The 24,760-nt window shown below is 44.5% G+C and carries 21 protein-coding genes; 9 read left to right on the top strand and 12 right to left on the bottom strand.

What is annotated here, in order from left to right; all coding sequences use genetic code 11:
* Positions 1-112 precede the first annotated feature (112 nt).
* The gene (locus tag ACSUPM_RS08595) at positions 113-1,249 is read right to left on the bottom strand and encodes a glycerate kinase (RefSeq protein WP_436879849.1); all 1,137 of its coding nucleotides are present in this window, start codon (positions 1,247-1,249) and stop codon (positions 113-115) included.
* 118 nt (positions 1,250-1,367) lie between these two features.
* Here ACSUPM_RS08595 and cobT point away from each other — a divergent pair, with 118 nt between their 5' ends.
* From cobT to ACSUPM_RS08580, 3 genes are read left to right on the top strand one after another with little or no spacing between them, the layout of a single operon-like run.
* A complete protein-coding gene (gene cobT, locus ACSUPM_RS08590; RefSeq protein WP_201566239.1) occupies positions 1,368-2,426 on the top strand; it encodes a nicotinate-nucleotide--dimethylbenzimidazole phosphoribosyltransferase in 1,059 nt (352 codons plus the stop codon).
* Entirely contained in the window at positions 2,426-3,313 is an 888-nt protein-coding gene (cobS, locus tag ACSUPM_RS08585; RefSeq protein WP_201566238.1) for an adenosylcobinamide-GDP ribazoletransferase, read from the top strand. Before cobT ends, cobS begins: the two co-directional genes overlap by 1 nt.
* A gap of 35 nt (positions 3,314-3,348) precedes the next feature.
* Positions 3,349-3,939, top strand: coding sequence for a histidine phosphatase family protein (locus tag ACSUPM_RS08580; protein ID WP_201566237.1), 591 nt, complete (start codon positions 3,349-3,351; stop codon positions 3,937-3,939).
* Between the two features lie 35 nt (positions 3,940-3,974).
* Here the strand turns inward: ACSUPM_RS08580 and ACSUPM_RS08575 are convergent, their stop codons facing one another.
* The 6 genes from ACSUPM_RS08575 to ppsA all read right to left on the bottom strand — a co-directional run bounded on the left by ACSUPM_RS08575 (position 3,975) and on the right by ppsA (position 9,622).
* A complete protein-coding gene (locus ACSUPM_RS08575) occupies positions 3,975-4,199 on the bottom strand; it encodes a hypothetical protein (RefSeq protein WP_025653335.1) in 225 nt (74 codons plus the stop codon).
* A 488-nt stretch (positions 4,200-4,687) separates the two neighbouring features.
* A complete protein-coding gene (gene rplI, locus ACSUPM_RS08570) occupies positions 4,688-5,203 on the bottom strand; it encodes a 50S ribosomal protein L9 (RefSeq protein WP_101210960.1) in 516 nt (171 codons plus the stop codon).
* A 20-nt stretch (positions 5,204-5,223) separates the two neighbouring features.
* Positions 5,224-5,454: a 30S ribosomal protein S18 gene (gene rpsR / locus ACSUPM_RS08565; RefSeq protein ID WP_025653340.1), complete on the bottom strand. Its 231-nt coding sequence runs from the start codon at positions 5,452-5,454 to the stop codon at positions 5,224-5,226.
* A 16-nt stretch (positions 5,455-5,470) separates the two neighbouring features.
* Positions 5,471-5,875: a 30S ribosomal protein S6 gene (rpsF, locus tag ACSUPM_RS08560; protein WP_025653341.1), complete on the bottom strand. Its 405-nt coding sequence runs from the start codon at positions 5,873-5,875 to the stop codon at positions 5,471-5,473.
* Positions 5,876-6,111: 236 nt separating this feature from the next.
* A complete protein-coding gene (locus ACSUPM_RS08555; protein WP_227691712.1) occupies positions 6,112-7,098 on the bottom strand; it encodes an RDD family protein in 987 nt (328 codons plus the stop codon).
* A gap of 139 nt (positions 7,099-7,237) precedes the next feature.
* Entirely contained in the window at positions 7,238-9,622 is a 2,385-nt protein-coding gene (gene ppsA, locus ACSUPM_RS08550; protein WP_025653345.1) for a phosphoenolpyruvate synthase, read from the bottom strand.
* Between the two features lie 600 nt (positions 9,623-10,222).
* Between ppsA and ppsR the strand changes: the two genes are divergently transcribed.
* The 3 genes from ppsR (at position 10,223) to sthA (ending at position 13,366) form a co-directional block, all read left to right on the top strand.
* Positions 10,223-11,119: a posphoenolpyruvate synthetase regulatory kinase/phosphorylase PpsR gene (gene ppsR / locus ACSUPM_RS08545; protein ID WP_025653347.1), complete on the top strand. Its 897-nt coding sequence runs from the start codon at positions 10,223-10,225 to the stop codon at positions 11,117-11,119.
* Positions 11,120-11,236: 117 nt separating this feature from the next.
* Entirely contained in the window at positions 11,237-11,644 is a 408-nt protein-coding gene (locus tag ACSUPM_RS08540) for a DUF4377 domain-containing protein (protein ID WP_201566235.1), read from the top strand.
* Between the two features lie 78 nt (positions 11,645-11,722).
* A complete protein-coding gene (gene sthA, locus ACSUPM_RS08535; protein WP_217271548.1) occupies positions 11,723-13,366 on the top strand; it encodes a Si-specific NAD(P)(+) transhydrogenase in 1,644 nt (547 codons plus the stop codon).
* 270 nt (positions 13,367-13,636) lie between these two features.
* On the opposite strand, the gene ACSUPM_RS08530 is transcribed toward sthA, so the two are convergent.
* The 5 genes from ACSUPM_RS08530 to ACSUPM_RS08510 all read right to left on the bottom strand — a co-directional run bounded on the left by ACSUPM_RS08530 (position 13,637) and on the right by ACSUPM_RS08510 (position 20,128).
* Entirely contained in the window at positions 13,637-14,833 is a 1,197-nt protein-coding gene (locus tag ACSUPM_RS08530; protein ID WP_025653350.1) for an ABC transporter permease, read from the bottom strand.
* Entirely contained in the window at positions 14,833-16,143 is a 1,311-nt protein-coding gene (locus ACSUPM_RS08525; RefSeq protein WP_025653351.1) for an ABC transporter permease, read from the bottom strand. The genes ACSUPM_RS08530 and ACSUPM_RS08525 overlap by 1 nt, the downstream gene beginning before the upstream one ends.
* A gap of 3 nt (positions 16,144-16,146) precedes the next feature.
* The gene (locus ACSUPM_RS08520) at positions 16,147-17,346 is read right to left on the bottom strand and encodes an HlyD family secretion protein (protein ID WP_025653352.1); all 1,200 of its coding nucleotides are present in this window, start codon (positions 17,344-17,346) and stop codon (positions 16,147-16,149) included.
* 63 nt (positions 17,347-17,409) lie between these two features.
* A complete protein-coding gene (locus tag ACSUPM_RS08515; protein ID WP_201566234.1) occupies positions 17,410-18,273 on the bottom strand; it encodes a YihY/virulence factor BrkB family protein in 864 nt (287 codons plus the stop codon).
* A gap of 130 nt (positions 18,274-18,403) precedes the next feature.
* Entirely contained in the window at positions 18,404-20,128 is a 1,725-nt protein-coding gene (locus ACSUPM_RS08510; RefSeq protein WP_201566233.1) for a TolC family protein, read from the bottom strand.
* Between the two features lie 626 nt (positions 20,129-20,754).
* Between ACSUPM_RS08510 and glpK the strand changes: the two genes are divergently transcribed.
* The 3 genes from glpK to ACSUPM_RS08495 all read left to right on the top strand — a co-directional run bounded on the left by glpK (position 20,755) and on the right by ACSUPM_RS08495 (position 24,712).
* Positions 20,755-22,359, top strand: coding sequence for a glycerol kinase GlpK (glpK, locus tag ACSUPM_RS08505; protein WP_025651775.1), 1,605 nt, complete (start codon positions 20,755-20,757; stop codon positions 22,357-22,359).
* Positions 22,360-22,628: 269 nt separating this feature from the next.
* The gene (locus ACSUPM_RS08500) at positions 22,629-23,141 is read left to right on the top strand and encodes a hypothetical protein (protein WP_025651776.1); all 513 of its coding nucleotides are present in this window, start codon (positions 22,629-22,631) and stop codon (positions 23,139-23,141) included.
* 239 nt (positions 23,142-23,380) lie between these two features.
* Entirely contained in the window at positions 23,381-24,712 is a 1,332-nt protein-coding gene (locus ACSUPM_RS08495) for a hypothetical protein (RefSeq protein ID WP_025651777.1), read from the top strand.
* Positions 24,713-24,760 lie beyond the last annotated feature (48 nt).

Below are 24,760 nucleotides of genomic sequence, written 5' to 3'. Positions count from 1 at the left end.
TCTAAATGGGCGCGCTTTGGAATGAGTAGCGCCCATTGATTGATAGTCAAGAAATTGGCTTTATATTGTTGCTTGCGGTTATCATCGAGTAGTAATTGAGACGTATTAACAGCTACTTCATACTTTGACCCAAGCGTATCGCTGCGGCAATATTGACCGCAGTCGTTTCGATATTTTTATAAGCGTTTTTAAATACCTTATCGATAGAATCTAATTTTTGAATACTAGGCATGACAACATCGAATTGGCTGGTCTGAGCAGGGTTGAGTCCGTCAACGCTACCACAAATAGCAATCACAGGTTTGTGACTAGACTTGGCGAGTTGACTAATACCGCTAGCTACTTTGCCCATAGCAGACTGCACGTCAAGCTTACCTTCGCCAGTAATAGTCAGATCAGCATTTGCAATATGCCGTGATAACTCGACAGTCTCGGCTACGGTGTCAAAACCTGATTTTAACTCAGCTTGGCAAAAGCTCATTAACGCATAGCCAAGACCACCTGCAGCACCAGCACCCGCTATGTCTTGGTAATTCTGATAGCCATGTTGCTCACATACACTCGAAAAATGCGTTAGCGCTTTATCCAAATCATTGATTTGTTGCGGGCTGGCGCCTTTTTGAGGGCCAAATATTGCACTGGCACCCAACTCGCCACATAAAGGGTTGGTGACATCACAGGCTACTTCAAATACTGTCTCCAGCACACTAGTATGGAAGTTTGTCGCATCTAATCGTTGCAAGTTGGCCAGCGCGCCGCCGCCTTGGGCTAACGTATTGTCGTCACTATCATGAAACGTCATGCCAAGCGCCATCAACATACCAAGACCGGCATCGTTGGTGGCACTACCGCCCAGACCGATAATGATGCGTTTAACGCCTTCATCTAAAGCATCCGCAATAAGTTCGCCAACGCCGTAACTGCTGGCAATGAATGGATTTCTTTCTTCAGTCGTTAATAAATGCAGACCACAGGCTTGAGCGATTTCAATTACGGCTGTCTCATTTTTTAATAGCAGGTACTTGGCAGTAATTGGTCGCATGAGTGGATCGTTCACCACCACGTTTTTCCAGCGCCCACCTAGTACATAAGACAATACTGCAGAAGTTCCTTCACCGCCATCTGCCATAGGTAGCAGCTTATAGTCAGCGTCAGGAAACACTTGACTGAATCCAGACTGGATAGCGTGGCAGACATCCAATGCTTCTAGGCTTTCTTTAAATGAGTCAGGGGCGATTAAAATTTTCATGAAATACTCTACGATTATGCAAGTTGGAATTGTGCAATTAGGCCAATCATATCATTATAAATTGGATAATCTGCTACCATAGTCTCCTGTTTCATTTATAACCTTTAGGATGATTGCCTTGACCACCTTTACCGCGCCCACTATTGCCAATATAGAAAACAATGACCTACGTCAGCAGCTACAACAAATTATAGATCTAAAAACCAAACCACTTGGCGCACTGGGTCGCTTAGAGACACTGGCACTGCAATTGGGCATGATCCAAGGGACGCTTACACCGAATATTACCCAACCACAGATTCGAGTGTTTGCCGCCGATCACGGTCTAACCAAGCATGGCACATCCGCGTATCCTAGTGCGGTCACTGCGCAGATGGTTTATAACTTTTTGCAGGGCGGTGCTGCTATCAACGTTTTGGCGCGTCAGCACAATATCGAGCTAAGGGTAGTCGACACTGGTGTAGATGCAGACTTTGCCAGTTCTCCTTTTAAAGACCATCCACAATTGCTCGATTACAAAGTCCGTCATGGTAGCCGAGATGCGCTAACAGAACCTGCCATGACAGATCAGGAATGCTTAGCTGCGCTAGAAAACGGTATGAACGTAGTAAAGGATATGGTTGGCAACCTATTAATTGTCGGTGAGATGGGTATCGGTAATACTTCAGCGGCGAGTCTTTTATTGGCACGATTGGGTAATGTAGCAATTGCTGATTGTATTGGTCGTGGTACTGGTCTTGATGATGCAGGGCTACAGCATAAGACAGATATTTTAACGCAAGTATTAGCGCGGCACAGTGAAGTGCAAGCACCATTTGATATACTTGCGGCATTAGGCGGACTTGAGATAGCCATGATGGCAGGTGCGCTGATTCAGGCCGCCAGTGAACGCCGCATTTTATTAATCGATGGTTTTATTGCTAGTAGCGCGTTGTTGGCTGCTGAGCGCCTAGCGCCCGGTGTTGCTCAATATGCTATCTTTGCCCATCATTCGGTTGAACCGGGGCATGCGCATTTATTAAAGCTGCTGAATGCTGAGCCATTACTCAATATGGGTATGCGCTTGGGCGAGGGTAGTGGGGCCGCGCTTGCATACCCGCTATTGCAGTCAGCTTGTGCCATTATCAATGAGATGGCAAGCTTTAGTGAGGCGGGTATTAGTGAGCAAAATAACTAATGTCAAAGCCACTAAAGCAAGAATCAAAAAAGCTATCAAATCAACCAGAGCCTTCACAGCAGTCATTGTCTAAACTAAGTGTTGGGCAATTTATAAAGCATGAATGGCTATTATTACTGGTTGCCACTCAGTTTTTGACACGATTGCCTGTACCGTCATTCAAAAACTATAATCCGCAGTGGCTACACGAGAGCAGCCGTCATTTCCCCGCAGTCGGTTTGTTGGTTGGGTTACTTTGCGCTGGCGTGTTTTGGCTCGGTAGTATTTTATTTACGCCTCTAGTTGCTGCAGTACTGAGTACGGCTTTTGGGATTAAGCTTACGGGCGCTTTTCACGAAGATGGTCTTGCAGATAGCTGCGATGGTTTGGGCGGTGGTCTGACTCGCGAGCGCACGCTGACTATTATGAAAGACTCGCGCTTGGGCACCTATGGCGTGTTAGGTTTGGTGTCAGCATTACTGCTAAAGATTTCCTTATTAGCCAGCATGTCATTATCGGTGGCTATCGTCGCACTGATTATCGGACATACGGCTTCACGTTTGCTATGTATTAGCCTGCTTGCTCTATTGCCTTATGGCGGTGAGATAGAGCATGCCAAGGCCAAACCTATGGCGCAGCAGCTGACAGCGTTACAAGGATTGTTCAGTAGCGGCTGGTTACTGGTGGCAGGCGTTTTAATGATGGTTATATTTCCTAATGCCATACAGCAGATTGGCATCGCTCAATGGCTATTGGCCTTAGTGTTGGCTTTAGTTGCCACTGAGTATATGCGGCGCTTATTACGTAGGCGTCTGGAGGGCTATACGGGTGATGGACTAGGGGCGACACAACAGCTTAGCGAAGTTGCGATATATGCTGGGTTGGCAGCGGCTATACCTTTTTTATAATTCAAAAGAAATCTTTAGAAAAGGCTAATCAATCAATGGTTCTTTATATCTGGCGTCATCCAAAGCCTATTGCAGCTAATGGGTTTTGCATCGGACAGACGGATATCAATGTCGATAAACGCAAAATTAAGCGTCTGGCTAATAAAATACAGCGCTTTGCCCGTTTGCATCAGTTGCCTAAAGTCATTTGGGTAAGCCCATTACAACGCTCATTGAAAGTTGGGCAGATATTAGTGCAACGAGGTTTTCACTGTCGAGTCGCGCCTGAGCTTGCTGAGATTGATTTTGGCGAATGGGATGGCCGACCTTGGGAGCAAATCGCAAAGCAAGAGATTGATGACTGGTGTGATAATTTTGCAGACTTTGCGCCCGATAATGGGGAAAGTTTGCAGGAGTTATTTGACCGTGTTGAAGGCTGGTTAAATAAAGCTTCAGCCGTACAAGACCACACATCAATACTAGCTGTCGGTCATGCTGGCTGGATAACAGCAGCTAAGATGATTGAAGCTGGACAGAGTGTGCCAAAGATAGCAGCTGATTGGTCTCAACCTGTAAGCTATCAGCAACGTAGTAGATTAGATTTTCATCCAAAAAAACTGGCCATATATGATGACCAGTCCTTGTAAAAAGCTATGATATGTACTCATAAATGAGCGTTTTATTAAGCTATCTTATCGAACCAAGCTTTTTTGCTTTGAGCAGTCATAGAATCGAAGCTGACATAAATACCTTTATCATCTAAAGTCGCATACCAATGATCGTCATTGCTACCCGTTAATAATTGAAAGTATTTATCATTAACGATCCGACCTACCGTATAGGTTTCACCTTCTAAATAAAAGTCATTACCTTGTGTGCAAAGTAACTTATCGTTAGTGCTTATCATATGATCCTGTCTTATCTATAAAAAAGATAGAATTATAATATCAACTTAATCAGTGACAATAAAGAGGCTTTCATAGGGAGTATCTTATTGTTAAGTATATGTTTTTAGGTTATTTGTTGCTGAATACTATCAACATAGACTTTGGTATGACAAAGAAGATTTGAATGCGGGTTTTAGTCAGATATCAGCTGTATGAGGATCGCATCGTTATGGTTGCTTCATCTCTATACTATTAAGAAAACAAAGGAAAGGACAAAAAAAGCCAGCAACATAAGTTACTGGCTCTTTTTTAGACTTGAACTAGGGTGTGTCTTCAATTCACTCGATAGTCATCTAAATGGGCTAAAAATGGCTAAATCTTGCCAAACATCGTCAAATAACTGGTTAATATCCTGATATTATCTACGCTATTTTTCTTGTTTGACGGCAATTTATCTCATTTTTATCGCCATTTTTGAAATGAAGACACGCCCTAGATATTTTGAAGATTACTCTTCAGAATAGTTTTCGTTCTCGTCTTGTGCTTCGTCTTCTTCAGCTGAATCTTCGTTATCACCATCTTCAGAAAGAATGGTCACTAAGATGCTAGCAGTAACGTCATGGTGTAGTTGAATATCAACATTATATTCACCAATTTGACGTAAAGTGCCTTCAGGTAGCTTGATTTCAGCACGGTCTACTTCTAGACCTGAGTTAGTCAATGCTTCAGCGATATCGCGAGTACCGATAGAGCCAAATAGCTTGCCTTCGTCACCTGATTTAGCGCGCATGATAACATTAACATCAGTCAATGCATCAGCACGTTCTTGAGCGATAGCGACTTCTTTAGCTTCTTCAGCTTCAAGCTCAGCACGACGTGCTTCGAACTTTTCAATGTTAGCTTTAGTAGCAGGTAGTGCTTTGCCCAAAGGGATAAGAAAGTTACGTCCGTAACCTGGTTTTACATCGACAGTTTCACCGAGTTTACCAAGGTTGACGATACGCTGTAACAAAATAATTTGCATGAGTCACTCCTAGTTAACGGTTAACCCTGATGGTTGTCAGTGTACGGAAGTAGCGCAAGATAGCGAGCTTGCTTGATAGCAGTCGCCAGCTGACGCTGGTATTTAGTAGACGTACCGGTAATGCGGCTTGGTACGATTTTGCCATTATCACTGATGTACTGTTTTAGCAATTCAACATCTTTATAATCGATGTGAGTGATGCCTTCAGCAGTGAAACGGCAGAATTTGCGACGGCGATAGAAACGTGCCATGAGTATTCTCCTTTAATTAGTCTTCACTGTTGTCGTTGTCGTCATTATCGTTTTCACGACTGTCTGGACGACGAGTAGTTGCTTTGCGTGCGCGTTTTTCATCGGCATTCTTGGCTAACTGCGACTCTTCAGTGACAGCGTCGTCACGGCGCATAACTAGGCTACGAATGATCGCGTCGTTATAACGGAATAATTCTTCAAGTTCAGCTAAAGTCTCACCGTCAGTTTCAACGTTGAAAAGAACGTAATGAGCTTTGTGGATCTTGTTGATTGGGTAAGCCAGTTGACGACGGCCCCAATCTTCTAGACGATGGATAACACCGCCATTGTCTTGAACCAACTTGATATAGCGTTCGACCATGCCGACCACTTGGTCGCTTTGGTCTGGGTGTACAATTAACACCAGCTCGTAATGTCTCATTTGGACTCCTTACGGATTAGTAGCTATTAACCCTATGTTAATAGCAAGGAGATTTATAAGGTAAACTCATTCTCATAAAGAGAGGGTAAGCTTAGGTTATAAAGCGCCGTATTATAGCAGTAGTCAGGCACGAAAACAAAGGTTAATACGCGACTACTGCTAATAAACGAAAAAAGCAACGGCTAAGCGCTGCTTTTCTAATGATATCTGTATTTTTGAGATGCGATATTTTTTGACTATTTGACTTTTGGCTGTTTGACCAATTGACTGCTATCTGCTTTTACCACTAACGTCTTGGCAAGCTTATCATGCCAACCGATGTTTTGCGGGCTTTTAGACGCCATATAATAATGAATGGCAACAATCACAAAGCCTAAGAAGCTGGTGAATGAAAACAATAAGTTGTAAATGATAAACAACAGCAAAGTACGCGTGCCGATAAGCTTAAGAAAAGAAGGCAAGCGGTGCGTGTTCTGATCCACTACTCGAATACCCGTAATCAGCTTACCTAATGATTGACCACGCAAAGTGATAAATACCAATTGTAGCGCAAACAAACCAAAGACCATGACTTGCGATATCATCAATGTGCTACTAGGAAGACTCTCCATCAGCGTCATCGAATATTGATAAGCGGTGTCCATATCTTGAATATTTTGGAATTTGCTATAATCCACATCCATTTTGGTCAATGCCAACACCAGTGGAAAGATAGCTAATAGGTATAATAAGCCATTGAGTGCAGTCGCCAATACGCGCGACATAATAGGCGCAAGCACCACATTGCCAACGACTTTGTCTTTGGCTGTACTTTTCTTATTGGTAGCCGTTTTATCTAAGGACACGTTATTATGCGGTGTATGATGACGGTTGCTTGTCATATCTACTTTCGCATTTTTAGCGTTATCTTTTGGACGTTCAGGCTTGCCATATAGTCTGTCTAATGACACGCTTTTTCCGTCTTTAGCGCTGCTGGTTTCAGCATCTTCGGGAAACACGGTGACATTATTGATAATAGAGTCATTAACTTCAGGGCTGCTGATATTAGCAGGTCGATACGCCCGTTGGTTGTTGGTTAAATTGCCAACTCGCTGCCATTGGTCTAAGCCGTCGTGCCAGATCAAATCATCCAGCAAAACCTCACCAGATGTCAGCATAATATTGAGCTGATCCAAAGTGTATGGACCGGCTTGTACGTTATTTCGAGCTAGGAAAATCTGCATAATTGCCTGCATAGTTAGTCATATATTAAGTCGCTACTGTAAGACATAGTATTAGGGTCTATTCAAGATTTTTCAAATAGACCCTAATGGTTGTATCTTCAATGACTGTGTGAATTACCGCTGTGACTTAAGTTACGGCTTACTTTGCTTCTTCACCAGCTAAGAAGAACCACGTATCTAATACTGAATCAGGGTTCAATGACACTGAGCTGATACCTTGCTCCATGAGCCAGAACGCAAGATCTGGATGGTCTGATGGGCCTTGACCGCAGATACCGATATACTTATCAGCTTTGCGGCAAGCATCAATCGCCATAGACAGTAGTTTCTTAACAGCAGGGTCACGCTCATCAAATAGATGCGAGACGATACCTGAGTCACGGTCAAGACCAAGCGTTAACTGGGTCAAATCGTTTGAGCCGATTGAGAAACCATCGAAGTGTTCTAAGAACTCTTCTGCCAATAGCGCGTTGGTTGGTAGCTCACACATCATGATAATGCGTAGACCGTTTTCACCACGTTTCAGACCATTCTTCTCGAGCAACTCAATCACTTGAGCGGCTTCATCAACGGTACGCACGAATGGAATCATAATCTCGACATGGGTCAGACCCATCTCGTCACGTACGCGCTTAAGGGCTTTACACTCAAGCTCAAAGCAATCGCGGAAGTTGTCAGAGACGTAGCGGCTAGCACCACGGAAACCAAGCATTGGGTTTTCTTCTGATGGCTCGTATAACTTACCACCCAACAAGTTAGCGTATTCGTTTGACTTAAAATCTGACATACGAACGATAACGGGCTGATCCATAAATGCTACAGCTAGCGTTGAGATGCCTTCGACCAATTTATCAACATAGAAATCAACTGGTGAGGCATAACCTGCGATACGCTCATTGATTGCTTGTGATATTTCACGTGGCAAGCTGTTCATATTTAGCAAGGCTTTTGGATGCACACCAATCATACGGTTGATGATGAATTCTAGACGTGCAAGACCAATACCTTCGTTCGGCATTTGGGTGAAAGAGAAGGCGCGATCTGGGTTACCAACGTTCATCATAATCTTAAAGGCAAGCTCTGGCATAGATTCAACAGAGTTGGTCTGTATTTCAAAATCAATCTGACTCTCGTAGATAAAGCCGGTGTCACCCTCAGCACAAGAAACGGTGACGTCTTGACCATCAACCAACAGTTCAGTGGCATTACCACAACCAACGATAGCTGGAACACCAAGCTCACGCGCAATAATAGCGGCGTGACAAGTACGACCACCACGGTTGGTGATGATGGCAGAGGCACGCTTCATGACTGGTTCCCAATCAGGATCAGTCATATCTGAAACTAAGACATCGCCATCTTGGACTTTGTCCATCTCATTTAAGTTGCTAACGATACGTACTTTGCCCGCACCAATGCGTTGACCAATTGAGCGGCCTTCACACAAGATTTTTGCATCAGTTGTATTGATGATATAGCGTTCCATGACATTGCTGTCTTGGCGGCTTTTTACGGTTTCTGGACGGGCTTGAACGATAAAGATTTCATTGGTATCGCCATCTTTGGCCCATTCGATATCCATCGCTTGACCGTAATGCTTTTCAATGGTCATTGCTTGCTTGGCAAGTGAGGTCAGCTCTTCGGTAGATAATGAGAACTGCATACGATCTTGTTTTTCGACATCGACGGTTTTGACAGATTTAGTCGTGCTGCCTTCGTCACCATAGATCATTTTCTTATGTTTGCTGCCTAGGTTACGGCGAATAACCGAAGGCTTGCCATTGGCTAGCAATTTCTTAGAGATATAGAATTCATCTGGGTTCACCGCACCCTGTACGACCATTTCACCTAGGCCATAGCTTGAAGTGATAAAGACGACTTGATCAAAGCCACTCTCGGTATCTAGGGTGAACATCACACCAGCGGCGCCAGTTTCTGAACGTACCATGCGTTGTACAGCAGCAGATAGCGCAACGCCTTCATGCTCAAAGCCTTTGTGCACGCGATAAGAGATAGCACGGTCGTTATAAAGAGACGCAAAAACTTCTTTAATCGCGATTAGGACGTTATCAATGCCGCGAATGTTTAAAAAAGTCTCTTGCTGACCGGCAAATGAGGCATCTGGCAAATCTTCGGCAGTCGCAGAAGAACGTACAGCAACGGCGATGTCTTCGCCGCCACTCATGGTTTCGAATGACTGACGCACTTCTTGCTCTAGATCGCTTGGCAGCTCTTGCTCAATAATCCACGTACGGATTTTTTTACCCGTAGCAGCCAGCTTATTCACATCATTCACATCTAATGTTTTTAGCTCGCTATTGATTTTGTCAAGTAAGCCTGTTTCTGTCAAAAAGCGATTGAACGCATTTGATGTGGTGGCAAAGCCGCCTGGAACGCTGACACCCAAATCAGATAAATGGCTGATCATCTCGCCAAGCGAGGCATTCTTGCCGCCGACCATCTCAATGTCGTCTTTTCCTAGCTGATCAAGATTGATTACAAGTGCTGTAGATTGCGCTGCCATGATAACTCCAGAAAATAAGGTTATTTAGTAAAGATTATAACGGTCGATTATACCCCTATATTTAAAGAATTTCGAGACCTTGAACCAAAAAATTCGTCAAAAAGATACAAATTGTCGGGATTGCTACATAATTTATGGCAGCCGCCTGAGTATTTTACTTTTGAGATCCCTCTAAAATTTTAATATTACTGGCATAGCAGGGTGTCATTATGGTTATTTAAATGTCTAAAAATGAGTAAATGCTGGCCAAAATCGCTTTTACCGTTTTCATACTTATATTTTTCATACCTATATATAAGACACAATCTATAAAATATAAAACACAATCCATAAAATATAAAGTTAGGTTTTATATAGTCGATGAATAAAATCATGCAGCGCAATACAGACCGTAAAGGCGCGGGTGTGTCACTGTTTGCCGACAACATTGATTTCTATTGAGCCGCTATTATGCGTATAATGAAGTGTGCAATGACTTGCATAAATAACCTAACAAATAATTAAAATAGTAATATTGATTAAAAGACGAGCAAAAAGCGACAAGCTAACTCTAGGCCACTATTAGGGTTTTAACCGAGGTGTTAAAGAGGTGTTAAAGTTATGTACTCAAGCAATCTATCCGAACAAGATAAGCCCACGATTCAAAATCATGATGCGTTAAACTTAGACAATTCACAAACCATAAGAAGTGCGTTTTTTATCTCTGATGGTACGGCTATTACGGCTGAGACCCTTGGACGCGCTATTTTAAGTCAGTTTGCCTCAGTGCCTTTTGAGACCCGCGTGCTGCCCTATGTTGATAGCTTGGAGCGGGCTGAAGATGCCGTTGAGCAAATCAACATGGCTTATCAGCGCGATGGTGTGCTGCCTTTGGTGTTCGATACCATTGTCAGCCCTGAAATTCGCGAAAAAATTAACTCAGCAACCAGCTGTAATCTAGACATGTATGAGGGTTTGATTGGGCGTGTCGCTGAAGAGACTGGGGTAGAGCCAGACGGACATTCAGGTCATGCACACGATGATGTCGACTCTGAGACTTATAAAGAACGTATCGACGCGGTTCATTTTGCCTTGGATAATGATGATGGCGCACGTACGCGTCATTATAATGCTGCTGACATCATTTTGGTGGGCGTGTCACGCTCGGGTAAAACCCCAACGTCATTATACTTAGCCTTACAATTCGGTATCCGTGCGGCCAATTATCCGTTGACCGAAGATGACTTGTACGACAACCAATTGCCAAAAGCATTGCGTGAGCACAAAGACAAATTGTTCGGTCTGCTTATTGATACCGATCGTTTGGTCAAAATTCGTCAAGAGCGCCGTGCTGGTAGTCGTTACTCAAGCTATCAGCAGTGCCAGCAAGAGCAACGGGCGATACAAGGGATTTATATTACTCACGGTATTCCGAGCCTAGATGTCTCAGAGATGTCGGTGGAAGAGATTGCCACGCGTATCTTACAGATGACGGGTCTTAAACGCCGCATTGGCTAACGCTAGCGGCTGGTCATACGTCAGCGTTGACCAAAAAAATTTGTACCACTTTATATATGACAGTCTCATCTAAAACCATTTCACTTAAAACCATGCCTTTATCATATAGAGAATATTATGAGTTCACCTTATAAGTCTAGAAAGACACCTTTATTACTTACTAGCCTGTTGTTAAGCGCGGCTACTTTGCTTAGTGCTTGTCAGACGTCACTATTTGCACGCGAGCCGGTACCTGAGCCACGTTATATTCCAACTATCGTGTTGGGTGAAGCGCAAACGCTTACCGTGACGCCAAATCGTGTGGCATGTGCTTCGGCCTTACCGATGCAGTGCCTGCTGGCTAAATCGAGCAAAGATGGTAGCGTGTTTCAGATTCCTTATGATTGGATCGATGATTTTAAACCAAGCCTTGGCACTGAGTATGTGATTAGCGTGCGTCCACAAATAGATGAAGGCAAGCAAAGCTTGACAGGGCATTGGACATTGCAAAACATCCTATCACAACGTATGGTGGGCACTCCTTAGCAGCATGACCATGGCTCATCTAAGCAGTGATTCACTCATAGCCTAAAGACAGATAAATAAAGAAATAAAGAGGACACGATGGGAAGCAAAAAACCAAACGACGCTACCAATGATATCGGTGAAGACATTCATACTGAAGTGTCTAATAAAGAGAGCGGCACAGCGCCGACGCCTGAACGCACAGAAGGGCAAAACAAAAAAGAAAAAATCGAACAAACGCATGAGCAAGTCAACGATGACATCATGCACCATCCTGACTTAGTCAACCCGCTAGATGATACTCGTATTGATGTAAAGTCAGGCTTTACCAAAGACTCTGAGCGTATCAAGGGTGATAAGCATCAGTTTGAATATGATGCGGTGGTATTGGGCGCAGGTCCCGCTGGTGAAGCGGCTGCCATGAAGCTTGCTAAATCAGGCAAAAAAGTTGTAGTCATCGATCCACGTGAGCAAGTCGGGGGCAACTCTACTCATGTCGGCACGATTCCGAGTAAAGCCTTACGCCAATCGGTATTTAACTTGATTAACTTTCGCCGTGATCCGATGTTTACCAAAGCGATGGAGTATCATCAAGTACCGCTAAATAAGGTGCTCGCCAACGCCCGCAAAGTGATACGCAATCAAGTCAGTACCCATACCCGCTTTTATGAGCGCAATCAGATTGAAGTGATTCATGGCTGGGCAAGCTTTACCGACGCGCATACCATCCGTGTCGAACTCGACGAAAATGTCTTTGAAACCGTTACTTTTAATAAAGCCATTATTACGGTCGGTAGCCGTCCTTATCGGCCAGAGATTTTAGACTTCAATCATCCACGCGTTTTTGACTCAGATAAAATCCTGCAAATGGATTATGTGGTCAAAAAAATCATCATCTATGGTGCTGGGGTCATTGGCTGTGAGTACGCCTCTATCTTTACTGGTCTGGGCTATAAAGTCGACTTGATCAACAATCAGAGCAAGCTACTCAGCTACTTAGACAGTGAAATCAGTGATGCGCTAGCGCATGACTTTAGACAATTTGGCGTTCTGATTCGCAACAATGAAGAGATCGATCATCTTGAAACTCACGATGATTGTGTCATTTTGCACTTAAAAAGTGGTAAGAAAATCAAGTCTGATGCGATCCTTTGGTCCAATGGTCGCTCAGGGAATACGGAAGGCTTAAACTTAGAAGCTATCGGCTTAGAAGCCAATAGTCGTGGTCAGCTAAAAGTGGATGATACCTACCGTACTGATATCGAAAATATCTATGCGGCTGGCGATGTGATTGGCTGGCCATCTCTGGCTTCTGCCGCTTATGACCAAGGTCGCTGTGCGGCAGCCTTTATGGTTGGTGATAGTGACGCAGAGCCAGTCTCGAGCGTCCCTACTGGTATTTATACCATTCCAGAAATCTCTAGTATCGGTAAGACCGAGCAGGAGCTAACGGATGAGCAAGTCCCTTATGAAGTAGGACAGGCTTTCTTTAAGCATCTAGCCCGTGCTCAGATCATCGGTGAGCGCACAGGTGTATTAAAGATACTATTCCACCGTGAGACCCTTGAGATATTGGGGATTCATTGCTACGGCAACCATGCCTCAGAGATTATCCATATTGGGCAGGCGGTCATGAAATGTAATAATACTCTTGAGTATTTCGTTAATACGACCTTTAACTATCCAACGATGGCAGAGGCTTATCGCGTCGCGGCACTCAATGGTCTTAACCGCGTTTTCTAAGCGGTAATAAAGACTGAGTTCATAAGTAAGAAAGCGCCTAACTATAATGTAGGCGCTTTTTTTATGTGTTAGGGCGTGTCCTCATTTTAGAAATGGTGATAAAAATGAGGTAAGTTGCAGTCAAACAAGGAAAATAGTGCAGATAATATCGATACATGATGCATTGCTGATATCCATTTTTCTTGCTTGCTGTGCCTGCGCAGACAGAGGCTGCAAAAAATTGATATCAGCAATACCGTTGTGTTTTTAGGATATTTTGACTGTATAAAGCTATAAGGCACTTATTTTTTGTGAGGTGCGCCAGCGAAATAGCAGCAGTAATGCAAAGTAAAATGCCCACAAGCCTGCCAGCGCATAAAAGCTCATAGCGACTTGAGCGATACTCGCGCCCATTTGATTAAGCTGCACAGAGGTATTGATAGCGGGGGTAGTCGGTATCAACCAACGTACAAACTGCAGTATTTCTGGTAGTTGGTCGGCAGGCCAAGGATAGCCACTGATAAAAAATAACGGTAGCGAGCTAAAGATTAAAATTTGCAAACTGCGCTCACGTTGCCGGAACCATAGTCCGAGCAAGCAGCCAAGCGTCGCGACGGTCGGACAAAATAATAGCAAGAATAACAAACTGCCAGCCATGTTTTGTCCGCGTGCATAATGATGTAGCTCAAACGCCCAGCCATAATAAAAGCAGCCGATGATAAAGCTTAGCGTGCTGAGCGCAGCAATACGTCCAAGCCAGCCGCGTATCGTAGTCCTGTGGCGGCGCTGCTCATACCAAGTACCGATCAGCATCGCAGTGGCCATGAGTAACGTCTGCTGCAAGATAATAATGGATACCGCTGGCACTACGTAAGCACCATAACCTTCGGTTTGGTTATATAAAGGAATAATCTGTAGCGGTACGGCTTGGGTGTTTTTGGCAGCGGTAGGCGAATACGCGCCTTTTGCCACGTTTTTTTTCACTTCAATGCCAGCGGATACTGTACTGACCGCTTTTAAAAATCCTAACTGTACGTTTTTATTTAAAATAAAATAACCACCATTACCCAGTACGCTCACGCTAGCCGCTTTACCCGATAGCACTTGCTGTTCAAGGCCACTGGGTATAACCATGTAACCGGCGATTTGATCCGACCATATGGCCTCAATGGCATCTTGCTCATTGACAAAGCGCTGGGTATTTAATTGCGGGCTGGCACTCGCATAACGGACAATTGTCCGAGATAAGTTGCTATTGTCTTTATCGATAATACCAACGGGTACGTGATTGACTACTTCAGTGGAATACGGCCATGGATAAAAGAAGCCATAAATAATAGGGGCGATAATCAACATCAAAACCACGCCTTTATCGGTAAAGATGTCTTTGAGAGTCTGTAAAAAACTGCCCAAGAAGCTCTGTGACGATGACAACGTGGCTGATTGCGCAGGCGTCTTTAGTGGCTTGTTTTTCGGTAATGATGACATTAGCGTGCTCCCCAACGTTCAGGATGTGCCAGTGCGCGTTTGCTTAACACAGCAGTCAGACCCATAGCAATAATGGTCGCTAGTGTTAGTCCGTAAATGATTGGCAGCGATATGGCAACAGGGGCGTTCATCTGTAATTGGGCGATATGTAGTTTTAAATAATGGGTGAGCGGTAGGGCATTTGACCAGTGCTGGGCGCTATCACTAATGGCGATATAAGGAAAAGTGACGCCTGCAAAAGCGTAAGAAGGTGCCGAAATAAAGCCTGTAGATGACAAGCCCATGCGCAACGAAAATGAGCCTAAGGTAAATATGGCTCCCAGCCAAAATGACAGCATCATCAGTAATACTAGACCGATATAAGTGACAATAATTGAAGCGAGAGCGACCGCTTGTTGCGGCGTGGCGAGCCATAGCGCCAATGCGGACCAAATACTGTAAGCCAACATCGGCCAAAAATATTTGCCTAATAAGCCAAATACTAGGACGGCAATACTCACTTGCTGAGTTTTTTTGATCGCTGCTAATGGTTTGGTTGCATCGCTACGGCTTTGCTTATGGTCTAGTGTAGAGACTGTGTCACTGTCTACGAGTGCCGTCAAATCGGGTCGACCGGTATCAATAAAAGTGTACCAGCGTCCGATGCGTCTATCCCGCAACTCGCGTCCAATCGTCGTTGCGCCAATAACCATCGCCAAAATATGAAGCAGCGCAGGAATCACGGTGGAGGCTAAGAACTGCTGATAATCGGTTGCCGCATTAAACAAACTGATGCGCTGAATACTGATTGGTGAGTAAGCAATCGCCGCTTGCGAGGGTGCCATGCCTTGTTTAACCAACCGCTGTATCTCAACGCCAGCAGATAAGGTACCAGCGACAGACTGAACGCTTTTTTGAATGATACCCGAGTGTGTACCATACTGGGCATTTACTTGTAAAATCAGCGGTGCTGGTTTGCTAGACAAAATATTACGCGAAAAATCCTCAGGGATAATCACGACTGCATAAATATCTCGTTGCAGGATTGCCGCTTCAGCAGCGGCGGGCGAGTGATAAAGTTGTCTGACAGTGATATCAGGACTGGCCTCAAGGTAGCGCACAGCGGTATTGGCAATCGGGCTATTGTCTTGATCAATTACCCCAATCGGCAAGTTGGTAATTTGCGTTTGCGAAAAAATCCACCAAATCAGCAGCACCGTGACCAAGGGTATCCAAATCACCATGGCAAAATCCCAAGGATTTTTGGCTAAAAATCGCCGCTCGTACACGGCACTACGTACAAAAGCATCCCTGAGCTGAGCTTTACGCATGGCTTACTCTTGGCTCTGATTGGCAGCGGTTGGATTGATACGGACGATGACACTCATTCCCGAACGAATCCGCGCATCAGGTTTGCTCGGTCGCGCCTTGACCTCAAAGGTACGTACATCAAAGCCATCATCATTATTGGTGGGTCGCCACGTTGCAAAGTCAGACAATGTAGACGTTGCATAGACAGTAAACTGTTTGCTGTAAGGCTTGTCCGCTGATGATAATGCGGGAATAGTACCGGTAAATTGCTGACCAATGGCAAACTGGTTCAAATAGGTTTCAGTGACATTCAGTACCACCCATTGATCGTTGGTATTGACCAACGTTAATAGCGGTACACCTTGACCAATAACTTCACCGGCACTGACTATTACGTTATCCACGATACCAGCAATCGGACTTTTTAAGTTGGCTTCTTTTTTTGCAGCCAGTGCCTCGTCTAACTGAGCATCGACTTGCGCCACTTGGGCGCTAGCGGCAGATTTGTCTTCACTGCGCGCACCTTCCATTGCCAAGTCGTACTGCAAACGTGCGGCCTCGGTTTGATCTTGGGTTGCAAGATACTGGGCATAAGCTTCATCGCGCTTCTGTCTTGCCATGAGACCTTCTTCATAAAGGCGATTGACACGCTGATAGGTATTTTCTGCCAAGTCAGAGGCCGCTTTATTGGCTTGCCACGCCGCCTTTGCTTGGGCAATCTCTTGCGGACGTGCGCCATTTTCGGCTTTGTCCAGCTGACTTTGTGCCATCTGCTTACCAGCCTCAGCCTGATTAATCTTTGCATTAATCTCAGGCGAATCCATCTCAATCAATTGCTGGCCAACCGTCACCTCATCCCCTTCAGTGACCATAATCTGAGCGATACGCCCTGGTACTTTTGCAGCGATGGAGGTTTGCTGCATTTGCATTTGCCCTTGTAGGGTAATGATGTCAGGTTCGCTGCTTTGGTTACTTTTATACAAACCATAAGCGATAACGCCTAAGGCAATCAGCACGAATAAGGCAAGCAACGCCTTTTTTATCATGGCCGACTTATCAGATTTAGGATTATCACGATAAGTAGGCGTTGCCTGTTCTGGTTCCACGTCAGGTATGTCTTCTGCAGAATCGACTGACGGCTGATCATTATGAGACAGCGTTGACTCATCAGTCGAACCAGTTGATTTGCGTGAGTCGTCTGATTCGTTTGGAAATTCAGTCATGACAGTGAGATTCCTAAAGCAATAAAGTTGAGAGTGAAAAGGGTAGGGTAAATTCGTTTTGACCTAGTACACTCGAATAGCATAAGGCTTGGCGTTTTCTATGGTTTCAAAATTAAAAATAGCACCAAAAGCGACAATAAATGCTGAGTAATAAAGCCACAGCATAATGACTACCGCTGCTGAAAGTGCACCAAATTCAGCGCTATAGTTATTAAAGTTTTGCACATAAATCGAAAATAACACAGACAATAGAATCCAGAGAACGGTAGCTAAGGCAGCGCCTGGCACTAGATTTTTTAGCGCTACGGCGTCACGGTTTGGCGCAAAACGATATAGGCTTAAGAAGCTTAAGAATATAATACTAGCCAATATCGGCCATCTACTCCAAAGCGCAATGGTCTTAGCGATTTGCGGAAAAGGAAAATAAGCCGCCGCCAAAGGAATAATAGCGATAGAGGAGATGGCTATAATCAAGACCACAACGGCAGCAAAGGTTAAACTAAGTGCTCGAATGGTGCCCTGTATAAAGCTGCGCTCTTGAGTGATATGAAAGGCAATATTAACTAGGATAATTAAGGATTTTATGCCTTTGGAGCCTGCATACAGGGCTAGTAGCGTCGATACAATCAAACCAAAAGTCAGTTTGGATGCGGTGTTCGAAGCCAGCTCGCTTAAGCGTGAATTAAGAATCTCATAGACAGACTCAGGGATAAACGGACGTAAAAGTGAAATCTGCTCTTGCATCTCAGCAGGTGAAAAAGCGAGACCATAAAGCAGTACAAACACGGCCATTGCTGGAAAAATAGATAAAAAACCAAAAAATCCTACGTTCGCGCAATGTGCCCAAACATTAGAATTGTTTGCTATACGCCATGTTTGAAGCAAGTGCGGTAGCCAATGGGTTACTTTAGAAGTCAGTTTTTTCATAAAACGCTTATTCACAGTAGAGCTAGGGTTAGTAGTATCGTAAGGTCAGTAACAATATAGCCATTAGCCATTTAATCATCATCAGCATAAGCGCTTATCAAAACGCTCTATTACTCATCACACGAGATTATTATTCACTATATAAGGTAGGTAACTGAATATCTGCTGCATTAAGATAGGCGTTAAAGGCCAGTGGCGTCCCGCAACTTTGCATAAGGGCGGCAAGCGCTTGCACATAACTGTTGGCTGCCTGAGCTTGTTCAGTTCGTGCTTTGAGAGACTGGGTTTGTGCCTGCACCACGTCAACCGTTGTATTTACGCCTTCTTGAAGACCTAACTGACGCAAGCGCAATACTTCTGCTGCCAAGTCAACATTGCTCTGTAATGCCTGATAACGTGACTGGGCATTATTGACATCGTGCCAGTTTTTTTCGACCAGCAGTAGTAGATTGTCACTGACTTCAATTTCAGAAAGATCTGCTTGGCGTATTTGTGCATTGCTTGATGCCAATGATGCTGTTTTATCGAGTCCGCCCCATAGCTTCCAAGTGGCAGAAATACCAGCGACCCAACTGGGATCTTTTTCGACTTGTCCGTAGCCGTATAGCATGACGGTCGGCTTGTAACCGGTATCTGATAGCGCATGCAGTTGCTGAGCCTGTGCGCGTTTGGCGGCGACTTTTTGTAACCCCGGATGATTGCTAAGTGCCAAGTCTTGGAAGTAGCTCACATCAGGTAGGGGGCGACTGGAAACAAACAAAGGCGTCGTCGGTTTGATACGATAGTCGGTACGCAATAACCGCTGCAAAGCAATCATCGCAAGGCGAGCATCGTTATTGGCATTGACCGATTCGCTTTTGGCATCGGCTAAGGCAGACTGCGCTTCTAGGCGATCCACACGTGAGATAAAACCTTCTTCAAACAGGCGCTGCGCCATATGGTCGGTCTGCTGCAAGGTATCATAAGCGTCTTCACGCAAGTAGGCGGCAATGATGGCGAGCTGCGCCTTAAAATAGCGCTCAATCAAGGTGTTATAAAGCTCGTTCTTATCGAGTAGGCTATCTGCGACTGCTTCTTGGGTGCGGGCATCGGACGCGCCTGTTAACGCTGTTGTCCGCCCAGCAGTATAAATAGGCCAAACAACGCCAATACCTGCGCCCGTCGTTGAGCCTGAACGATTAAAATCATAAGAATTTGGGAGGCGTTCACCGACCAATTCACCAAAATTTGGCAAATCTGTGGTTGGCGGAGCGGGGATAACGTCATCGACGCCATTATTGATCTCATTGACGATGCCGTTTTTGAGCGATGATAAGTCAATGTCTTCTTCTACATGGTAGGCACTGGCCGATACGCGGGCGAACACCAATGGGTTGTCTATGGTCTTGAGGGCATCAGTTTGAAATTGACTGGCAGCAATAGCGGCTTCATTGGCCGCAAGCTTTGGCGAGACTTGTAATAAGATGTTTTGCGCCTGCTCAAGACTTAAAAAGCTAGAGACTTCTAAAGGGTAGCTATTATCAACCGCTTTGTGCGTGATGGGATCTATCAGTGTGGTTAAATTGCTTTTCTGCTCAATGCCTTTTAGCTCAATGCTTTGGTTATGAATAGTCGTCGCAGTGTTATTGACTACAGATTGATTATCTGCTGGCGCGATGGTATTGGTCTGGACGGCTGCCGTATGGCCAGTCTGCAACGGATTGTCAGCGTCAACGATTTGGGTTACCGTGACTGCTGGCACGTCATTCTGTGGCTCAACGTCATCCACGTTAGCGCTTACTGAGGTGGCGACGGACATCCCCATGAGCATAACCGTAATCACAGCAGTAGACAGAGTTGATAATGCAAATTTCATAAGTCACATAAGCCATTAATTAGAATGCAAAGTTTTTTAAAACAACGCGCTATATTCAGCATTTTGATCGATCACACAATAGCGTCGTTACGCTATTATAAACTATCCGGCAGCCAGCAAATTAATAGCGCTCGAATAAATTTTAAGCAAAAAACATGAATAAAATACGAGAAAAAAGATGAGGATAAATAATAACTGAAATATTGTTGTACGTAATACGAAGCACACTTTAGAGCCACAACCGTGACGGGTCAAGCCTCAGTATCTTGCCGTCGTCTATTGTATAATCAGTGCTGATGTGATAAAGAAATGATTTCGACTTTTATCATAGCGTTATTATTTATTTCCCAACAAGAACATTGTCGTCATCATATACTGAGTTTTTGAGCTGTGAGTGCCTTGATATTGCAGGGATTTTTTGTACTTTGATATTTCGATTTTATTGCTGACGAATCATAATGAGCGCCATGTTTTGACTATTAACCCGATGAATCGGTGCTTAATTAAGCGCGTTAATTTAGTTATAGAAGCCGCTGAAAATAAAAAGAAACCGCTGACTATAAAAATATGAGAGTGATATAAACTATCAACCATAGAATAAATAAGACCAGTAAAGGATATGAGTGATGGCAGGATATATTTTGGCTTTAGATCAAGGCACCACTTCGAGTCGCGCGATACTATACGACGATCATGCCCGACCGATAAAAATGGCGCAACAGCCAACCACATTACAGACACCCAAAGCTGGTTTTGTGGAGCAAGATGCCCAGCAGATTTGGCAAACTCAGATTAGCTGTGCGCATGACGTCATTAACCAAGCAGGGCTGCTCGCTACCGATGTGACTAGTATCGCCATCACCAATCAGCGTGAATCTATTGTCATGTGGGACAAAAAAACGGGCAAACCCTTAGCGCCTGCGATTATTTGGCAAGATCGCCGTACCGCAAACTATTGCAAAACCCTTGCAGCTGAAAGTGCGAGTACTGGTGTTCATAGCGATGAGACGGATGACGGTGATGATATGGCACATCGAGTGCAACGTATCACCGGGTTACGTTTAGATGCTTATTTTAGCGCCAGTAAAATCGCATGGTTGCTGGAAAACCATCCAAAGCTTAGCGTGCGTGCGAGCAAGGGTGAGATAGCTGTTGGCACTATTGATAGTTGGCTTATCTATAAATTGACAGGCGGCGAGCATGTCATCGATATTACCAATGCTTCTCGCACGCTGTTATACGATATTCATAAGCTGGAATGGTCAGAGGAGCTGTGCGCCCGCTTTGCTATTCCGATGAATATCTTACCTAAAGTTTTGCCCTCTGATGGGGATTTTGGTAAGACTAAAAAAGGCTTGTTTGCCAAGCAGATTCCTATTCAGGCGGTATTAGGCGATCAGCAAGCGGCACTTTTTGGCCAAGGCTGCCTCGATGCTGGTATGGCCAAAAATACCTATGGGACGGGCTGTTTTATGCTGATGAATATCGGTCAACAGCCCAAACTTAGCGAGCATCAGCTGTTGACGACGATAGCGTGGCAACGCAAATCGGCAACACTGCGCCCAGACAATTTATCCTTTGATCAAATCGTGCAGTCTGGCAAGCGTATGCTACAGCCGCCCAAAAAAGAAGTCACCTACGCGCTAGAGGGTAGCGTATTTATGGCAGGGGCAATCGTCCAGTGGCTGCGTGATAATCTGGGAATGATTCAACAGAGCGGTGAAGTCGAAGACTTAGCGCGGCAGGTTGATAGTAGCGAAGGCGTGGTATTGCTCCCTGCATTTACGGGACTTGGCGCACCATATTGGCGCTCGGACATCAGTGCAAGTATTACAGGTATGAGTCGCGGCACGACCAAAGCGCATATCGCCCGAGCGGCGTTAGAAGCGGTCGCCTATCAAACCTATGATGTCTTAATCGCTATGCAAAAAGACAGCCCGCACCCTTTAACCGAATTGAGGGTCGATGGCGGCGCTGCCAATAATGATTTGCTCATGCAGTTTCAGGCAGACTTATTGGGCGTCCCCGTACTGCGTCCTAGAGATACAGAAATTACTGCCAAAGGTGCTGCGCTGCTTGCTGGTCTAAAAACGGGGTTATACGATGCGGCCACTATGAAAGCATCTTGGCAAGTCGATCGCATTTTTGAGCCAAGCATGTCTGCTGACGAGCGCGAGCAACACCTGCACAAATGGCAACAAGCGCTTGAAAGAGCATTAATGAAGGTCTAAAAAGAGCGGCAATAAAGCGTCGATTCAATTCTTGCATTCAGTCTGTTTTATTAATAAGTTTGTTTAAAATTACTGAAATGCCTAGGCCAGTGTACACAATCGTCATAAAGATACAGGCTGTAACGCAAGACAATCGAGATTTGGACACAGTTTACATAATCTGCCTATCTGTCTTTGTCCTTAAGTTTCTATACTTTAGATGAATGGAGCAACACTGCTAACTTTCAATCATAAATCTAATATATAACAAATAATTTAAGGAAAATATTATGAGTAACCATGACGGTATTGATCGTAGTGAAGTAAAGCACATGTCTAAAGAGACTAAGCATGACCTAAATGCTGACATCATCACTGGTGAGCCAGGATCACATCCAGTAGGTACAGGCATAGGCGGCATAGGCGGCGCAGCAGCAGGTGCGGCTATCGGTACGATGGCAGGACCACTCGGCACACTCATTGGTGGTGCTATTGGCGCTATCGTCGGTGGCGGTGCAGGTCATGCGGCCGCTGAAGCTATTGACCCAACGCGCGAAGAAGCTTACTGGCGCGCAGAGTATGCGAATGCAGACTATTATAAAGAAGGTCATGATTTTGACCGTGATTTACATCCTGCCTACGCAGTCGGTTACGCCAACCGTGCCCGTTATCCTGCAGATGCTCGCTTTGAAGATCATGAAGCAGACTTAGAAAACTCATGGCATGAAGTAAAAGGTGAGTCACGTATGGAGTGGAATGAGGCACGTCGAGCATCACGTGATGCATGGAATCGTGTATCGTAATATTGGGAAATAGAGAATTTCGGCATCTTAATCAGTACCATCATTTTTATTGATAGCTTAGTCAGTATCATCGATAGTATGACTGATTAACGATACAGTATTTTTATAGCCGAGTTCTTACCCTTGATAATTGCAGTTATATAAAAGCTTCTAGAGTATGCTCTAGAGGCTTTTTTACATGTTGCACCTTTGATAGTTGTGGTAATCTTAACGATGTCTCAATAACCCATAGAGCGACCATGACTGACTCTTCTTCTGAAACGTATGAACTTGCCCCTGATATCGCCAGATTTTATCAAGGCAAGTCTTTACAAGGTCAGCCACCCAGTCTTTGGACATTGATATTGTCTCAGGTTACTACTTGGATATTTGCACGGTCGCTCATGAATGCGGCCGTTTTAGGTTTTTTCTACGGTATCGCTGGTACTTTGGCTTATGGGATGTACTATTTTAGTTTTATCACTGGCGCACATATTGTTGATAGCTTACGATTCAAACATGGTTTTAATAACATACAGACGTTCATGCAAGTCAAGTTTGGGGCAACTGGTGAGCACCTTTATAATGCAGTGATTGGTTTTCGATTAGTGAGCGAGGTATTTAGCAACTTACTGGTGTTTGGGTTTATCACAACCTTGTTCGTGGGCTTTAATGAGAATTATTTAATACTGATTATAGCGGTCGCTACCTTAATTTATTCTTCAATTGGTGGGCTACACACTGCGCTGAAGACAGATGTGGCTCAAGCGCTATTGACGATCTTCGCCATTATTGTTTTAGCGGTTGCCATGTTTGCACATCCCTTGTTTTCTTTTAATGCCATCATTAGCTCCTCCAATTCCGCTGACAACAAGGGATGGATATTAATGATAGTTGCATTTATCCAAATATGGAGCTATCCCGCTCATGATCCTGTCATGACTGACCGAGGATTTTTAGCAGATAGAGCGACTACTAAAAAGTCATTTTACTATGCCGCGCCTATTTCGATGGCTTGCATCTTGTTATTTGGTTTGCTAGGTGTGTTTGCACAGCTGAACAACGCGGGAGGGGTCACTGAAGTGACGCAAACGCTGAACACTCTATTTTCACCAGCGGTAATGATGTTGTTTAGCTTCGCGCTGATTATTTCAGCGATATCGACCTTAGATTCTACCTACGCCAGTGCCGCAAAATTGATAGCCATTGATATGAAACTTGTCAAACCAACTGTAAAAAATGGCAGGCTGATTATGCTAGGGTTTTTGCTGGCAGGCTTGGCCTTCATTGCAACTGGCAGCAAAGACCTATTCGATGCGGTCGCTATTAGTGGTACCGCTTCCCTGTTTTTAGCACCTGTCGTATTTTTTAGCATTTGGTCAAGTTGGGAAGTCAAACCTTGGGCCATTGTAGTCAGCTTTGTATCAGCGCTCATGGCAGGTATTATTTATATGTTAGAAAACGGTGGCTATATTGCAGTGATGGCGCCAGTGTTTGGCGCAGAGCACAAATACGTGCAGCTGTTAGTATTGTGTGTCATCGCTTCTATGATTGGCAGCGCCGCCTTTGTACTGGCTCATAAACGAGTATGATCAACCAATATTTAGTACAAGGGCTTTGATAGAGTGCGCGTTAATAGA

It is taken from the genome of Psychrobacter okhotskensis, assembly GCF_965638355.1.
GTDB lineage: Bacteria > Pseudomonadota > Gammaproteobacteria > Pseudomonadales > Moraxellaceae > Psychrobacter > Psychrobacter okhotskensis.
Note: the sequence above shows the minus strand (reverse complement) of the source record. Positions and strands in the feature narration are given on the sequence as shown.

Bases quoted from the DNA above. Each gene is read 5' to 3' on its own strand.
- ACSUPM_RS08595 (WP_436879849.1), bottom strand. From the start codon at position 1,249: ATGAAAATTTTAATCGCCCCTGACTCATTTAAAGAAAGCCTAGAAGCA.
- cobS (WP_201566238.1), top strand. From the start codon at position 2,426: ATGTCAAAGCCACTAAAGCAAGAATCAAAAAAGCTATCAAATCAACCA.
- ACSUPM_RS08580 (WP_201566237.1), top strand. From the start codon at position 3,349: ATGGTTCTTTATATCTGGCGTCATCCAAAGCCTATTGCAGCTAATGGG.
- ACSUPM_RS08575 (WP_025653335.1), bottom strand. From the start codon at position 4,199: ATGATAAGCACTAACGATAAGTTACTTTGCACACAAGGTAATGACTTT.
- rplI (WP_101210960.1), bottom strand. From the start codon at position 5,203: ATGCAAATTATTTTGTTACAGCGTATCGTCAACCTTGGTAAACTCGGT.
- rpsR (WP_025653340.1), bottom strand. From the start codon at position 5,454: ATGGCACGTTTCTATCGCCGTCGCAAATTCTGCCGTTTCACTGCTGAA.
- rpsF (WP_025653341.1), bottom strand. From the start codon at position 5,875: ATGAGACATTACGAGCTGGTGTTAATTGTACACCCAGACCAAAGCGAC.
- ACSUPM_RS08555 (WP_227691712.1), bottom strand. From the start codon at position 7,098: ATGCAGATTTTCCTAGCTCGAAATAACGTACAAGCCGGTCCATACACT.
- ppsA (WP_025653345.1), bottom strand. From the start codon at position 9,622: ATGGCAGCGCAATCTACAGCACTTGTAATCAATCTTGATCAGCTAGGA.
- ppsR (WP_025653347.1), top strand. From the start codon at position 10,223: ATGTACTCAAGCAATCTATCCGAACAAGATAAGCCCACGATTCAAAAT.
- ACSUPM_RS08540 (WP_201566235.1), top strand. From the start codon at position 11,237: ATGAGTTCACCTTATAAGTCTAGAAAGACACCTTTATTACTTACTAGC.
- sthA (WP_217271548.1), top strand. From the start codon at position 11,723: ATGGGAAGCAAAAAACCAAACGACGCTACCAATGATATCGGTGAAGAC.
- ACSUPM_RS08530 (WP_025653350.1), bottom strand. From the start codon at position 14,833: ATGTCATCATTACCGAAAAACAAGCCACTAAAGACGCCTGCGCAATCA.
- ACSUPM_RS08525 (WP_025653351.1), bottom strand. From the start codon at position 16,143: ATGCGTAAAGCTCAGCTCAGGGATGCTTTTGTACGTAGTGCCGTGTAC.
- ACSUPM_RS08520 (WP_025653352.1), bottom strand. From the start codon at position 17,346: ATGACTGAATTTCCAAACGAATCAGACGACTCACGCAAATCAACTGGT.
- ACSUPM_RS08515 (WP_201566234.1), bottom strand. From the start codon at position 18,273: ATGAAAAAACTGACTTCTAAAGTAACCCATTGGCTACCGCACTTGCTT.
- ACSUPM_RS08510 (WP_201566233.1), bottom strand. From the start codon at position 20,128: ATGAAATTTGCATTATCAACTCTGTCTACTGCTGTGATTACGGTTATG.
- glpK (WP_025651775.1), top strand. From the start codon at position 20,755: ATGGCAGGATATATTTTGGCTTTAGATCAAGGCACCACTTCGAGTCGC.
- ACSUPM_RS08500 (WP_025651776.1), top strand. From the start codon at position 22,629: ATGAGTAACCATGACGGTATTGATCGTAGTGAAGTAAAGCACATGTCT.
- ACSUPM_RS08495 (WP_025651777.1), top strand. From the start codon at position 23,381: ATGACTGACTCTTCTTCTGAAACGTATGAACTTGCCCCTGATATCGCC.